A 13349-nucleotide genomic window follows, 5' to 3' on the forward strand; every position below is an offset into this window, starting at 1 on the left:
TCAGCCCTCTTCGGTGATCTTGGCGGTGCGCACCACGTCGCCCCATTTCTTGAACTCCGCGGCCATGAAGGCAGCGAACTTGTCGACGGAACCGCCGCCGTCCTCCACGCCATAGCCATCGAAGCGCGTCACGACATCCGGCAACGCCAGCACCTTGTTGATGTCGGCGTTGATCTGCAGGGCCAGGTCCCGCGACATGTCCTTGGGGCCGACCACGCCATACCAGCTGGAGACATCGAAGCCCTTGAAGCCCTGCTCGTCCATCGTCGGCAATTCCAGGAAGCCCTTGGCCCGCTGCAGACGGGTCTGGACGATGCCCGTCATCCGTTTGGCCTTGACCTGGGCTGTGGCCGCCGTCATGGTGTCGAAGCTGTAGTCGATCTGCCCGCCGATCAGGTCCGTCTGCATCGGGCCCGACCCCTTGTAGGGCACGTGGATGCTCTTGACGTCGGCGGCCATGTTGAACATCGCGGCCGCCAGGTGCTGCACCGATCCCGCACCGGAAGATCCGAAGCTGATCTGCCCCGGGTTCTTTCTGCACTGCGCGACCACCTCCTTGATCGATGCGGCCGAATTCCTGGCGCTGGTCACCAGGATGTGCGGCGTGGCACCGACCATGGCGACGGGCACGAAGTCCTTCAGCGGGTCGTAGGTGATGCCCTTGAAGATGTGCGGCGAAATGGCGTGGGTGTTGACGTGGGCCATCAGCAGATTCACGCCCTCGGTGAACCGGGTCCGCGCAAAGAAATCCGCCGCCAGGGAGCCGGTTGCGCCGGGCCTGTTCTCGACGACCACCGCGCGGCCCCACAGTTCCGAAAGCTTCTGGCCCACGATGCGGGCGAACACGTCGGTGCCGCCGCCGGGCGCCCAGCCCACGTAGATCTTGACGATGCCCTTGGGCAATTCGGTGGCGGCCAGGGCCCAGGGCGCGGCCAGCCCGGCGGCACTGGCCGCAATGAAGTCTCGGCGTCTCATTCTTTTCGTCCTCAGAAGTAGTGCCGCTACTCTCCCGCAGCGCCCAAGACGTCGCAAGAACGTGAAGTGCATGCCTGGCTTCGCGATCCGCGAAGCCGCAGCCGCAGGAGCACCGCTTCCTAGACGCTCGTACCGATCAGTTGGGCCACCACGTTGCGCAGGGTCTGCGCCTGCGCATGGCCTTCGACACAGGACAGCACATAGGCGCGCCGGTGCCAGTCGCCGTCGATCTCGGCAGAGCCCAGGTCATCTTCGGGATGAAAGCTGCGCAGCACGTCCGGCGGCATCAGCCCCACACCCAGGCCATGGCGCACCAGCGCCAGCATGGTGTCGAAACCACTGGTCGAGAAGTTGTTCGGGAACGATCGCCCGCGGCTGCGGTAAGCCCCTTGCAAGGCAGACAGGATCGCCGAGCCCTTGCCAAGACTCACGACCGGCAGATCCAGAAAGTCGTCGATGCCAACGGACGCGCCCGCAAACTGAAAATGCCGGCGGCTGTAGACGAGCACCAGCCTGTCCTGCCGGTAGTCGAACTTCTCCAGGTCCAGGAACCCGCTCTTCTTCTCGTAGATGCCGACGTCGATCACCTTGTCGCGCAGCAACTGCTGCACGATCTTGCTGTTCTCCTCCAGGACCTTCAGCGTGATCTGCGGATAGGCATCGCGCAGCCGCGCGATGTCCCTCGCGAGGAACTGGATGATGGCCGCCTTCGGCGCGCCGATGAGGATGCGCCCGTCCTGGCCGTGGCCCAGCACCTGCGCGTCGCCTTCGAGACGGCCGATGAGGTTGTCGATCTGCCGGATGTGTGCCATCAGCCGGCTGCCGGCCTCGGTGATCTTCACGCCATGGGGCACGCGCTTGAACAGCTTGGTGCCCAGCTGCAGTTCCAGATCGGTCACGCGCTTGGACGCAGCAGCCACGGCCAGGCTCAGCCTGTCGGCCGCTCGCGAAATGCTGCCTTCCTCGGCGATGCACAGGACCAGTTGGACGGTGGTGGAGTCGAGTTTCATGCGGAGCGTTCAATGGCACGACGGGCGCATGCCGGGCTTCATGATGAATCTGCCGGCCGTGCGATGCGGTGCTGGCAGGATGAAATCAAGGAAGCGACCGAGCGTACACCGACGCCTGCAACGACCGAGCGTCTCGTACCCATACAACAATACGAAGAAGATATAGAAATACATCTCGAATGAGTATTTCCAGATATGACCTCGTCTCCCTAGGATGCATCCATAACTATCAGGAGACGAGACATATGAAGAGGATCACCACTCTGGCGCTGGTGTGGGCCGCCGCCTTTGAATGCAGCATGGGCGCCGCATTTGCACAAGGCACGCCCTGGCCCCAGCGCCCCATCAAGATCGTGACGCCAACGCCGGCCGGCGTTGGCTCCGACATCTTCGCGCGCAGCTATGCCGAGCAGCTCTCGCGGCTGCTGAAGGTGCCCGTGATCGTGGAGAACAGACCGGGCGCGCTGGCGACCATCGGCACCGACGCAGTGGCCAAGGCGGCACCCGACGGCTACACCGTGCTGTTCTCGACGAGCAATCCGTTCACCATGACGCCGTTCCTGCTCTCCAAGCTGCCCTACAACCCGAAGGAAGACCTGGTGCCGGTGACGCAGGCACTCAAGGGCGGCTCCTTCATCGTGGCAAACAATGCGGTGCCCGTGCGCAACACGGACGAGCTGGTCGCACTGGCCAAGCGCCAGCCGGGTCACGTGAGCTTTGCCTCCTATGGCTCTGGCAGCACCTCTCACCTGGGTTTCGAGCTGCTGCAGGAAGCTGCGTCCATCGAGATGCTGCACGTTCCCTACAAACAGGGCGCCATGCCCGATGTGATCGGTGGACAGGTGATGCTGGGCTTCGAGCCCCCGATCTCGGCCTTGCCGAACATCAAGGCAGGCCGGGTGAAGGCCCTGGCCTATACCGGCAGCCAGCGCAGCGCGGCACTGCCCGACGTGCCGACGATTGCCGAGCGCTATCCCGGTTTCGAAGTGTCGACCTGGCTCGGCTTCTGGGTGCCCGCACGCACGCCCGACGCCATCGTCGAGCGCCTGAACCAGGCGATCACCACGGCCACGCGTTCGCCGCAGATGGCGCGGCAGATTGCCGATGCCGGGCTGGAACCGATGTCGACAAATTCCGCCGACACCCGCGCCATCATCGAACGCGAGGCCCAGACCATGGGCCGGCTGATCAAGGCCAAGGGCTTGCGCCTTGACTGACGGCGGGCCGCTCGCCCGCCACCTCCTTCCCGCTGCCGCCTGAGACAGCCGCGCGCCCTTGGCGCACCCCACGCATTCCATTGCCGTCACGCATCCTCGCCCCCGCACAGAGCAAGGGCGCGGGACGGCGCACGCCATTTTTACAACCAGGAGACAAGAACCATGATCCGCCCCGCCCTTTTGATCGCCGCAGGCTGCATAGGCCTGCACGGCCATGCGCTTGCGCAATCCACCGTGTCCGTCTTCGGCACGGTCGACCTCAATGTCACCTCCGCGAAGTCGGGCAACCGCTCCGTTACCTCCATGGACCAGGGTGGCAACATCTTCCCGAGCCGGCTCGGGTTTCGGGGCACCGAGGATCTTGGCGGCGGCCTTGCGGCCAGCTTCTGGCTCGAGTCGGCGACGCTGCCCGACATCGGCGAAAACCAGGGCATCCCGTGGCAACGGCGCTCCACCGTGAGCCTCTCGCACAACACATTCGGCGAGCTTCGCCTGGGCCGCGACTACACGCCGAGCTTCTGGAACATCTCGCAGTTCTCTCCTTTCGGCACCGTTGGAGTCGGCGGCTCCAGCAACATCGTCGAGGGCTGGCCTTTCGGCCTTGGTGGCGCCAGAACGCTGGTGCGTGCCAACAACTCGGTCGGCTATTTCCTGCCGCGCAACCTGGGCGGTGTCTATGGCCAGTTCATGGTCGCCATGCCGGAAGGCCAGAAGGGAACGAAGTACTACGGCGCGCGCCTGGGCTATGCATCGGGCCCGCTCGACATTGCAGCCAGCTACGGCCAAACGCCCGTCGAAGACCGGCACTACCGCAGCGCAAGCCTCGGCGGCAGCTACGACTTCGGCCCCGCCAAGCTGTACGCGAACTACCTGATGCAAAAGGCCCCGCAGGACAAGCAGACCAACCTGATGCTGGGCGTCAGCGTGCCGATCGGTGCAGGTGTCATCAAGGCGTCGATCGCACGCTCGAACCGCTCAGGGCTCGGCGTGGACGCCGACGACGCCACCCAGTTGGCCATCGGCTATGTCCATTGGCTCAGCAAGCGCAGCGCGATCTATGGCACCTGGTCGAAGATCCGCAACCGGGGCAACGCCGCCTATGTGGTGACCGACGCGCTGGCGGACCCGCAGACGGGAGCGAACTCCCGCGGCCTCCAGATCGGGATCTCGCACAACTTCTGAGGCCCGTAAGCCCCGGCGATGCCGGGTGCCTCGCGCACCCGGCTTTCAGGAGAAATACACGGGGTAGTCGGTGCCGTCGAGACCGGGCACGACGGCCTTGCGCGGATCGTTGCCGTTGGCCTGCAGTTGGTCCGCCGCGTAGTCGGTCACGCAGCCGGCCAGCAGTTGACGCGGGTCTTCGAGGATCACGCGCATGCGGGTATTGAGGGCCCGCCAGTCGTCGGGGCCGCCGATCGCGGGCATCTCGCTGACCTCGGTGGTGTCGGGCTGCAGCACGGGCCGGCTGCCGCGTCCGGGCGCGAAGCGTGGGTAGCCCTCGTACATCAGCGGCCCCAGATCGCTCATCGCCCGGGTGGCCCACCAGAGCTTGCGCATCGGCATCTCGTGCGCCGCCACGGCCTGCGTGTCGACGGGGTACGAGAAGGTCGGTGCCGGCGCGTGCGGCGCGATGTACACGCGCTCCAACGGGAGCGCATGGCGCGACGAGGCCAGGACCATCGAGCACACCGCGTTGGTGCTCCATGTCACCCCCGCCGTGGGGCGGCCCTGCTTGCCGACGATCAACACCATCGCATTGGACCAATCGATGTTGTGGCGGTCGAACCAGCCGATGACGCGGTGCCCGGTGTCCAGCCCGACAAGGAAGAAGGTCGCGATCATCACCTTGTTCATCGGTACCGTGGCACCGGCCTCGCTGCCCGTGGCTTCGAGGCAGTGCGTGCGCAGGTCGTCCGCAGTGAAGGCCTCGGGCGTGGCCAGTGCGCGCCGGATGCAGCGCTCGGTGAGTTCGCAGGCGTACTGCACCATGTTCGCGATGGCCACCTCGCGGCCGCGATAGGCCGGCACCGCGATCTCATCGCGCCAGAGAGCGACGCTGTTGGCTTCGCGCGCGGCCACGGTCGCGGCCAGCAGGCGCTCGGCCTCGGTGCGCCACAACATGCCTTCGGGATCGATCTCGCGCAGCCGCACCAGCGAAGCGAGCGCGGGGCCGAAGTGCGACACCGCCGCCAGCTCCTTGAAGCCGCGCGTCGTGAGCCGATAGCCCTCGACCTCGGGCGGGCGCCCACGGCCGGGAAAGAGGATGAAGTCCGCCGCAGTGGCAACGATCAGCGCGCCATCGGGCGCCGCCTCGGCCGTGGCACGGGTCAGCTTCGCACCGATGCTGTCGGCGCTCGCGGTGTAGGTCTCGAACAGGCGGATGAACTCGGGGCTTTGAAAGTTCGGGTTCGTCATGGCCTGCCTCCCGTCTTCGCATCGAGGCGATACACCTTGCTGGGCGTGCGAAAGCGGATGTCGGCGCCAAGGCTATTGGCCACCACGAGGTAGCGCTGGCCGCCTTCGTCGAAGACACAGGCATCGGTGCCGCCGAAGGTCGGGAACTCGCGCTGCGGCACCAGCTTGCCGTCGGCAAAACGATAGCCCACCGAGGTCAGCGCCGTGATGGGTGCCTCGCGGCTGCCGAGCAGGAAGTTGATCTGGATCAGTTCGCCGCCGTCCGCGTCTTCGTGCCAGACGAACTCGCGACCGCCCGGGCCGCTGAGCGTCTGGTGCGCAACGAAGCGGTTCCCGTCCCATCGCAGCAGCACCGTGTTGTCATGCAGGCAGGCAAAGGCCAGCCACGCCTGGCCTTCGGCCTCGAAGAACTGGAAGGCGCGGCCGGTCTTGCCATCGAGCAACTGGAAGTCTTCGAAGCGCTCGCCGTTCCAGCGCAGGATGCGCGAAGGCGCCACATGGTCGGCGTACGCCAGGAAGCACTGCCCATCGATCCTGAAGAACGCGAAGTTGTAGCCCCACGCCGATTCGACTTGCTGAAACTCGACGAAGCGCTCGCCGTTCCATTCGCAGAGCATCGACTTCGAGGGATGGCGGGGCTGGCTGCCCTCCATCGTCACGCCCTGTGCGAGCGCCAGAAAATGCCGCTCGCCGATGGCGAAGTGCTTCCACTGCTTGGCCGCGAAGGTCGGCACGCGTTGGAATTCGGTGAACGCGCCGTCCTTCAGCTCGAAGATCGTCGAGTGCACATTGAGGTCGTAGGGACCGGTGCCGGACTTCAGGCTCGCGGTGGCAAGGAAGGCGCGGCCATCGATCTCGAAGAACTCGGCATCCTCGCCGCCCGGCACGGGCAGGCGCGCGTGGGGCACGAAGCCTTCGCCCTGCCAGCAGTAGACGAGCGCATCGATGTCGCTGTCGCCCACCGTGATCATCGCGGGCTGGCCCGGCACATCGACGGCCAGTTGGGGAACCACGAGGTAGCGCGTACCGCCGTGAACGAATGTTTCCGCGGCGCGCGCCCCGGAGGTATCGAGGTCCTGGATGCTCTTCATGGGTGTGTCCCGTGTGTCGTGCATGCGCACCTTACTGCGAAAGCGGCGCAAAGCCGAACAGCCGCGCGGGGTTGTCCACGAGGATGCGCTGGCGGGCCTGCGCGTCGGGCACCCAGTGCGCGAGCAGGTTCAGCAGCTCGCCGGTGTCGCGCCCGCCCTCGGGAATGTGCGGCCAGTCGCTGCCCCAGATGGTGCGTCCGGGCAGCGCTTCGACAATCGCATGCGCGAGCGGGCGCAGCTTCTCGTAGTTGCCATCCTTGGCCACGCGGTAGGGGCCCGAGAGCTTCATCCAGCCGCGCCCGTCGGCCAGCACCTTCAGCAACCGGTCGAAGTCCTGCCGCGTGAGGCCGTCGCTTTCGAGCATGTAGCCCATGTGATCGATGACGAAGTCGGCCTCGATGTCGCCCAGGTAAGGAATCAGGTCGCGTACCACCCAGCCCGGCGTGTAGAACTGCAAATGCCAACCGAGCGCTTTTGTCGTGCGCACGCAGCGCTGGATGTACTGCACCAGCTCGGCGGTCGGCAGGCCCGAACGCAGGAACAGGTCGAGCCGCAGCGCGCGCACACCGCGGTGGTGCATCGCCTGCAGCGCGGCCTCGGTGATGCTGTCGTCCACCATCGCCACGCCCCGGGCACGGTCGCCGGCGATATCGAGCGCGCCCAGCATGCAGCGGTTGTCGGTGCCGTAGAAGCTGGGCTGCACGATCACGTAGCGGTCCAGGCCCAGCGAGTCACACATTTCTTCGAGCTTGGTAAGCGGACCGTCGGGCAGGGTGTAGTGCGGGTGGTCCACATGCGGGTAGCGGTCTTCGCTTTCGAAGACGTGCACGTGGGCATCGCAGGCGCCCGCAGGCACGACGAAGGTGGGGCGCGCCAGCGTGTCGGCCGAGCGCATGGGTTTGGAGGTGAGGATTTCTGGGGAAGTCATTTCGGTTCGGTGCTTTCGAGGGAGGCAAGCGCCAGCCGCACGCGTTCGTGCGCGGCGGCCAGCAGAAGGTCGGTGTCGATGCCGGTCATGAGGAAAGGTGCTGCGCCGCGGTGCATCAGTTCGGCTGAATAAGCCGCGTCGGCAATGCCGCCGATGGCGAGTGGCTTGCCCACGCGCAGGCAGGCGGCCAGCGCGGCGTCGTGCGCCGCGCGCACCCGCGCGTGCCTGAAGTCGCCGGCCACGCCCAGCTCGGCGCTGAGGTCGTTGGTGCCGATGCCCACGATGTCGATGCCCGGCACGGCGGCGATGCCTTCGATGTTGGCGATGCCGAGCGGGCTTTCAATCAGCACCTTCACGGCGGTGGCCCGGTTCATGGCCGCGTTGAAGTCCGGCGCGGTCATCTTGCGATAGCCCACATGCGGCAGCGTGCCGATGGCCGAGCGATGGCCCAGCGGCGGAAAGCGGCAGGCCGCCACCAGGTCTTCGGCCTGCGCCACGGTCTCGATGCGCGGCGCGATGATGCCGCCCGCGCCGCCATCGAGCAGCCGGCCGATCACGCCGTACTCGCGCTCGGGCACGCGCACGAAGGGCATGAGGCCGATGTCGAGCGCGGCAGCGCAGATCTGCACGGCCGCGTCGATGGCGATGCTGCTGTGCTCCAGGTCCACCCAGATCGCATGGTGGCCGCTGGCCTTGGCGATGCGCGCGATGTCCGGCGTGCGCGAGCAGCGGATGCCGAGCGCGGCCACCGGCAGGCGCTGCAGCAGGCGGCTCACAACGAGGTTGGTGGATGCGGTCGAAGCCGTGTCTTGCGCCATGCGGGTCTTCCTTTGTCTCTTGTTGTACAGGTGTGGACAGATGCTAGAGAATGACCCTCATATCTGGAAATACCGGATTCGGATGGCGTTCGATACTCTGGAGATATCGTGGAACTTCGACACCTGCGTTACTTCGTCGCCGTGGCGGAAGAGCTCAACTTCACCCGTGCGGCCGAACGCCTCTACATGGCGCAGCCACCGCTGAGCACGCAGATTCGCGGTCTCGAAGAAGAGCTGGGTGTCCAGCTCTTCGAGCGCGACAAGCGGCGCGTGTACCTCACGCAGGCGGGGCGGCACTTCCTGGACCGGGCACGCACCATCCTCGCGTCGGTGCAAAGCGCAAAGGACGAAGTCCAGAGCGCCGCCGCCGGCGAGGTGGGAAAGCTCAACGTGGGCTTCACCGCGTCGTCGGTGCTCACCGCGGGGCTGCCGGCCGCCATTCGCAACTACCGAGCGAACTACCCTGCCGTCGAACTTCGCCTGCAGGAAATGGCCTCGATGCACCAGCTCGACGCCATCCACGCGCGCGAGCTCGACCTGGGCGTTTTGCGCAAGCCGAACGTGAGCATTCCGATGGGCGTGACCATCGAGGAGTGGTATTCGGCGCCGCTGGTCGCAGCCATGCCGCAGCAGCACGTGCTCACGCGCGGCAAGGGCATCCACGTGCGCGAGCTGAAGGACGTGCCGCTGATCGTCTATCCGCGCGACGCCGGCATCGGGCTCTACTGGAAGGTGCAGGAGCTGTGCGCCAAAGCGGGCTTTCGGCCCGCGGTGATGCACGAGACACGCGAAGCCTCGACCATGATCGGGCTGGTGGCCGCAGGCTTCGGCGTGGCGATCGTGCCGAGCGACACGCAGTGCATCCAGCTCGAAGGCGTGCTGTACAGCCGCATCCTCGACAAGGACGCGGTATCGAGCCTCTACCTGGGCTACCGCGATGCCGATGCCAACCCGCACCTGGACAGCCTGTTGCGATTGCTGCGCACCACACCGACGGCCCACACGGCTGCAGGCCGCAAGAAACCCTGACGGGTCAGGCGCGCCGGGTGCGGTGTGCGATCCAGCCCAGCGCCGCTGCCGCCAGAAGTGCCGGCACGGCCGCCAGCAGGAACAACTGGCTCCACGGCAGTTGCGCGCCCACGAGGAAGCCACCCAACAACGGCCCGACGATGGAGCCGATGCGGCCGATCGACATCGACAACCCCACGCCGGTCGCGCGCACGTTCGCCGGGTAGTAGTGCACGCACAGCGCGGGAATGTTCATCTGCCCGCCGATGATCAGCAGGCCGATGACGAACACCAGGCAGAAGGCCGCGACCTCGCTGCCGACCAGATGGAAGCCGAAGAAGGGAACCAGCAGCGCACCCAGGCCGAGGCAGATCGCCACCGGACCGAGGGGGCTGCGGCGTGCCACCACGAAGGACATCGCGAACGCGCCCACCACACCGCCCACGTTGAGCATCACGCCGGCCAGCGCCGAGCGTTGGGCGCTCATGCCGATCATCGAGAGCACGCTGGGCGTCCAGCTCAGCAGGAAGTAGCTGACCAACAGAATCATGAAGGCAGCGAGACTGATCAGCGCCGTGCCCAGGCCTCGGCCATCGGACACCAGCTCGGCAATCGGGTGTTTGGCACGGGCCGCCGGCGTGTCGGCGCGCGACGGGTTGCGCTCGGGCTCGGACACCGCGAACACCAGCGGCAGCAGCGCCAGTGCGAGCACGCCACCGCCGATGAAGATGCCGCGCCAGCCCACCTGCTGCATCAACGCTGCGGTGATGGCGCCGCCGGCCACGGCGCCTATGGGAAAGCCCAGGAACATGCGCGACACGGTCGCGCTGCGGTGCGCGGGCTGCGCATGCTCGGCCGCCAGCGCAGAAATGGTGGGTATCGCACCGCCCAGGCCGATGCCCGAGAGAAAGCGCCACAGCATCAGTTGCTCGGGCGTGGTCGACCACGCGCTCAGCACGATGAAGCAGCCGGCCGAGAAGAGCGATGCCAGCAGCAGCTTGCGGCGGCCGAAGCGGTCAGCCGCCGCACCCAGCGCGATGGCACCGACCACCGCACCCGCGAAACTCACCGCGAAGACCTTGCCGAAAGCGCCCGGCGGCATGCCCCACTCCTTCGAGATCAGTGGTGCGACGAAGGACAGCATCAACGTGTCGTAGCCGTCGATCAGTGCGACCAGGAAGCAAACCATGAGCGCAAAGCGCGCGGTGCGCGAGGATGCGCGGGGCGGGCTCTTCGCCTCGTCCATTGAGAGCGATAGCATTTTTTGTCTCCTGAATCGGAGCGATGCTAGGAGCCGTCAACGATATTCACAAATACCGCTTTCGAATGAATTTCGATATCTTTTCGATATTTTCATTCTTCAAAATCTGCGCGCCTTGCGGCCCATGGGTGATGCGCAAGATGATGACCGCAGGCTTGCCTCTATCAGCCATGCAACTGCGGCCCCTTTCCGATCAGTCGTCGGAAAAGATCTCACCGAATCCCTGGAAGATCCAGCGCGCATCGTTGCGCACATAGACCGCCGTGAATTCGTTGTTGATGCCGCGAGACCAGAAATGAAGACCGAGCCGTTCGCGAAAAAGAATGATCTGCGCCAGATCGGCATCCATCTCCCCGAGTGCATCGACCATGTTGTCGATCATCGGCAGCACGGCCTCCAGCGTTGGCATGATCTCGCGCTGAAGTGCCTGCAGATCGGCTGCATACACCTGCACTGTGAGTTCGCTGGATGTTCCTGCGTACAGGTCGCTGTCGAATTGCACGCGACCTTCGGGATCGCGGCCATCGTCCGCTTGAGAAAATCCCCGATGTCGAAGTTCGGCCAGGTAATCCATGTGAGAAGGGCGCCGGAGGCTGACAGGAAAGTTACGGCAACTGCTGTAGCGGCCGCGGCCAAGTCTATCGGCCCCTCACTCGGTATCTGCGTACGCGACGCCCGATGATCTACGGAAGCTTCGCAATCACCTTGATCTCGAACTGGAAGCCATAGAGCCACGTCACGCCAACGGCGGTCAGCGTCGGGTGGGGTGCGCTGCCCCAATACTCCGGCACCACCTCCCAGATCTTCTCGAACTGCGCTTCGGGATTCACCATGAAGACGGTGACATCGACCACGTCGTCGAACGTGCAGCTTGCCGCCTTCAGGATCGCATTCAGGTTGTCGAACGCGAGCCGTACCTGCGCCTGCAGATCGGGCTCGGGCGATCCGTCCTCGCGGCTGCCGACCTGGCCCGAGACGAACAGGAAGCCGTTGGAGCGGATCGCCGGCGAATAACGATTTTTTTCATAAAGCGCCTGGCGCCCTGGCGGAAAAACGACGTCGCGCTTGGTCATGGATTGCCTTCTTCTTGAAGGGGTCGAAGCCGGCCCCGGTGATAACGATGAAGGGACTTTAGGGATCCGCGCCCGCCAGATAAACGGGCAAAGCCAACAATCACTGTTTGCAGAACCCAAACAATCATCGAGCCAGCAGGAGCAGACATGGACCGTTTCGACGCGATGCAGGCGTTCGCCCGCGTGGTGGAAGCAGGCAGCTTCACCAGGGCGGCCGAGACGCTGCACATGAGCAAGACCAGCGTGACGCAACTGGTGCAGCAGCTCGAAGCACGGCTGCGCGTGAAGCTGCTCAACCGCACCACGCGCAAGGTCAACGTCACGGCCGACGGCGCGGCCTACTACGAGCGCGTGGTGCGCCTGCTGGCCGACATGGACGATGCGGAGACCAGCCTGTCCAGCGCGTCGGCGCTGCCCCGGGGTCGCCTGCGGGTGGACGTGCCCAGCCCGCTGGCGCGCATGATCCTGGTGCCGGCATTGCCGGCGTTCCACGCGCGCTACCCCGACATCCAGATCGACATGGGCGTGAGCGATCGCATGGTGGACGTGATCGGCGAGAACGTGGACTGCGTCGTGCGCGGCGGCGAACTCACCGACCAATCGCTGATGGCACGCCGCGTGGGCGATCTGCAGCTTGGGGTGTACGCGGCGCCCAGCTACATCGAACGCGCCGGCACGCCCTCGCACCCGTGGGAGCTGGAAGACACGCATCACCGCGTCATAGGCTTCCTGTGGTCGCGCACCGGCAAGGCCTTTCCGTACGCCATGCACCGCGACACCGAGCGCATCGAAGTGCAAGGGCGCCACGTGTTCTCGGTCGATGACGGCAATGCCTACCTCGCGGCCGGTCTTGCCGGTCTCGGGGTCCTCTGGCTACCGGACTACATGTCCGAACCGCATCGGGCGCGCGGCGAGCTGGTGCCGCTGTTCGAGGGCTGGCACCTCGATCCGATGCCGCTGTACGTGGCGTTTCCGCCGAACCGGCATGTCAGCGCCAAGCTGCGCGTGTTCATCGATTGGGTCGTCGAACTGATGGCACTGCATGCGCCTGTCATCGTCCGACCTGATGCGTGACTTTTGCGAAGCGCTAACCCAGAGCGTCATTCACCTGTTCATTGAATTCGGTCTGGCTGAGGGCGGCGCCGATCTCCCGCGGCAACGCATCGCGCGCCGAGAACACGCCGAGGATCTTTGCCCCTGCCACGAGCGGCAGATGGCGAAACCCCCGTTCGAGCATCAGCACCACAGCGTCGGACACCAGCGTCTCCGGCGGTATGCAGATCGGGTTCGGCGTCATGACTTCGCGCACGACCGTGCGATCGGGGTCGAGCCCCTTGGCCAGCACGCGGGTCATCAGGTCGCGCTCGGTCAGGATGCCCAGCAGGGTGTCCGGCAGCTCCATGACGAGCACGCTGCCGCAATTGGCGCGTGTCATCACGCAGGCTGCGTCGCGCACGCTGGCCTGCGGGCCCAGGCTGACGACGTGCGTGCGCGAGATGGACTGGAAAACGGTGCGCTCGGCCATGGTGCGCCCTCCGAAGGAGTCGTGATGG

The 13349-nt window shown here is 65.6% G+C and carries 14 protein-coding genes; 4 read left to right on the forward strand and 10 right to left on the reverse strand.

What is annotated here, in order from left to right; translation table 11 throughout:
• Complete coding sequence (locus tag H7F35_RS06145; RefSeq protein WP_187112051.1) at positions 1-975, reverse strand: Bug family tripartite tricarboxylate transporter substrate binding protein; 975 nt, start codon at positions 973-975, stop codon at positions 1-3.
• Between the two features lie 119 nt (positions 976-1094).
• Positions 1095-1985 carry a LysR family transcriptional regulator gene (locus H7F35_RS06150; RefSeq protein ID WP_187112052.1) on the reverse strand — a complete coding sequence of 297 codons (891 nt, stop codon included), beginning with the start codon at positions 1983-1985 and terminating at the stop codon, positions 1095-1097.
• Between the two features lie 245 nt (positions 1986-2230).
• Here H7F35_RS06150 and H7F35_RS06155 point away from each other — a divergent pair, with 245 nt between their 5' ends.
• Both H7F35_RS06155 and H7F35_RS06160 read left to right on the forward strand, forming a co-directional pair.
• Positions 2231-3202 carry a Bug family tripartite tricarboxylate transporter substrate binding protein gene (locus H7F35_RS06155; protein WP_261803539.1) on the forward strand — a complete coding sequence of 324 codons (972 nt, stop codon included), beginning with the start codon at positions 2231-2233 and terminating at the stop codon, positions 3200-3202.
• A 162-nt stretch (positions 3203-3364) separates the two neighbouring features.
• Positions 3365-4384 carry a porin gene (locus H7F35_RS06160; protein WP_187112053.1) on the forward strand — a complete coding sequence of 340 codons (1020 nt, stop codon included), beginning with the start codon at positions 3365-3367 and terminating at the stop codon, positions 4382-4384.
• 45 nt (positions 4385-4429) lie between these two features.
• Here H7F35_RS06160 and H7F35_RS06165 read toward each other — a convergent pair whose 3' ends face one another.
• Genes H7F35_RS06165 through H7F35_RS06180 form a run of 4 tightly spaced genes read right to left on the reverse strand, consistent with a single transcriptional unit; the run spans position 4430 to position 8454 of the window.
• Positions 4430-5617 carry a DUF5624 domain-containing protein gene (locus H7F35_RS06165; RefSeq protein WP_187112054.1) on the reverse strand — a complete coding sequence of 396 codons (1188 nt, stop codon included), beginning with the start codon at positions 5615-5617 and terminating at the stop codon, positions 4430-4432.
• On the reverse strand, positions 5614-6708 hold the full coding sequence (locus H7F35_RS06170) for a hypothetical protein (protein ID WP_222622007.1): 1095 nt from the start codon (positions 6706-6708) through the stop codon (positions 5614-5616). Before H7F35_RS06170 ends, H7F35_RS06165 begins: the two co-directional genes overlap by 4 nt.
• 31 nt (positions 6709-6739) lie before the next feature.
• Positions 6740-7636, reverse strand: a complete 897-nt coding sequence (locus H7F35_RS06175) for an amidohydrolase family protein (RefSeq protein ID WP_222622008.1) — start codon at positions 7634-7636, stop codon at positions 6740-6742.
• Positions 7633-8454, reverse strand: a complete 822-nt coding sequence (locus H7F35_RS06180) for an HpcH/HpaI aldolase family protein (protein WP_187112056.1) — start codon at positions 8452-8454, stop codon at positions 7633-7635. The genes H7F35_RS06175 and H7F35_RS06180 overlap by 4 nt, the downstream gene beginning before the upstream one ends.
• A gap of 108 nt (positions 8455-8562) precedes the next feature.
• On the opposite strand from H7F35_RS06180, the gene H7F35_RS34590 reads away from it, so the two are divergent.
• Complete coding sequence (locus H7F35_RS34590; protein ID WP_222622009.1) at positions 8563-9483, forward strand: LysR substrate-binding domain-containing protein; 921 nt, start codon at positions 8563-8565, stop codon at positions 9481-9483.
• Positions 9484-9487: 4 nt separating this feature from the next.
• Here the strand turns inward: H7F35_RS34590 and H7F35_RS06190 are convergent, their stop codons facing one another.
• From H7F35_RS06190 to H7F35_RS06200, 3 genes are all read right to left on the reverse strand, one after another.
• Positions 9488-10723: an MFS transporter gene (locus H7F35_RS06190; protein ID WP_187112057.1), complete on the reverse strand. Its 1236-nt coding sequence runs from the start codon at positions 10721-10723 to the stop codon at positions 9488-9490.
• 193 nt (positions 10724-10916) lie between these two features.
• Positions 10917-11297: a hypothetical protein gene (locus tag H7F35_RS06195; protein WP_187112058.1), complete on the reverse strand. Its 381-nt coding sequence runs from the start codon at positions 11295-11297 to the stop codon at positions 10917-10919.
• 109 nt (positions 11298-11406) lie between these two features.
• On the reverse strand, positions 11407-11796 hold the full coding sequence (locus tag H7F35_RS06200; RefSeq protein ID WP_187112059.1) for a RidA family protein: 390 nt from the start codon (positions 11794-11796) through the stop codon (positions 11407-11409).
• 147 nt (positions 11797-11943) lie between these two features.
• Here H7F35_RS06200 and H7F35_RS06205 point away from each other — a divergent pair, with 147 nt between their 5' ends.
• Positions 11944-12870, forward strand: coding sequence for a LysR family transcriptional regulator (locus H7F35_RS06205; RefSeq protein WP_187112060.1), 927 nt, complete (start codon positions 11944-11946; stop codon positions 12868-12870).
• 13 nt (positions 12871-12883) lie between these two features.
• Here H7F35_RS06205 and H7F35_RS06210 read toward each other — a convergent pair whose 3' ends face one another.
• Positions 12884-13321 (reverse strand): CBS domain-containing protein, encoded by a 438-nt coding sequence (locus H7F35_RS06210; RefSeq protein ID WP_187112061.1) that lies wholly within the window; start codon positions 13319-13321, stop codon positions 12884-12886.
• Between the last annotated feature and the right edge of the window lie 28 nt (positions 13322-13349).

The organism is Variovorax sp. PAMC26660 (genome assembly GCF_014302995.1).
Taxonomy (GTDB): Bacteria; Pseudomonadota; Gammaproteobacteria; order Burkholderiales; family Burkholderiaceae_C; genus Variovorax.

Excerpts from the sequence above, each read along its gene's own strand:
- H7F35_RS06145 (WP_187112051.1), bottom strand. The coding sequence starts at position 975 with ATGAGACGCCGAGACTTCATTGCGGCCAGTGCCGCCGGGCTGGCCGCG.
- H7F35_RS06150 (WP_187112052.1), bottom strand. The coding sequence starts at position 1,985 with ATGAAACTCGACTCCACCACCGTCCAACTGGTCCTGTGCATCGCCGAG.
- H7F35_RS06155 (WP_261803539.1), top strand. The coding sequence starts at position 2,231 with ATGAAGAGGATCACCACTCTGGCGCTGGTGTGGGCCGCCGCCTTTGAA.
- H7F35_RS06160 (WP_187112053.1), top strand. The coding sequence starts at position 3,365 with ATGATCCGCCCCGCCCTTTTGATCGCCGCAGGCTGCATAGGCCTGCAC.
- H7F35_RS06165 (WP_187112054.1), bottom strand. The coding sequence starts at position 5,617 with ATGACGAACCCGAACTTTCAAAGCCCCGAGTTCATCCGCCTGTTCGAG.
- H7F35_RS06170 (WP_222622007.1), bottom strand. The coding sequence starts at position 6,708 with ATGAAGAGCATCCAGGACCTCGATACCTCCGGGGCGCGCGCCGCGGAA.
- H7F35_RS06175 (WP_222622008.1), bottom strand. The coding sequence starts at position 7,636 with ATGACTTCCCCAGAAATCCTCACCTCCAAACCCATGCGCTCGGCCGAC.
- H7F35_RS06180 (WP_187112056.1), bottom strand. The coding sequence starts at position 8,454 with ATGGCGCAAGACACGGCTTCGACCGCATCCACCAACCTCGTTGTGAGC.
- H7F35_RS06190 (WP_187112057.1), bottom strand. The coding sequence starts at position 10,723 with ATGCTATCGCTCTCAATGGACGAGGCGAAGAGCCCGCCCCGCGCATCC.
- H7F35_RS06195 (WP_187112058.1), bottom strand. The coding sequence starts at position 11,297 with ATGGATTACCTGGCCGAACTTCGACATCGGGGATTTTCTCAAGCGGAC.
- H7F35_RS06200 (WP_187112059.1), bottom strand. The coding sequence starts at position 11,796 with ATGACCAAGCGCGACGTCGTTTTTCCGCCAGGGCGCCAGGCGCTTTAT.
- H7F35_RS06205 (WP_187112060.1), top strand. The coding sequence starts at position 11,944 with ATGGACCGTTTCGACGCGATGCAGGCGTTCGCCCGCGTGGTGGAAGCA.
- H7F35_RS06210 (WP_187112061.1), bottom strand. The coding sequence starts at position 13,321 with ATGGCCGAGCGCACCGTTTTCCAGTCCATCTCGCGCACGCACGTCGTC.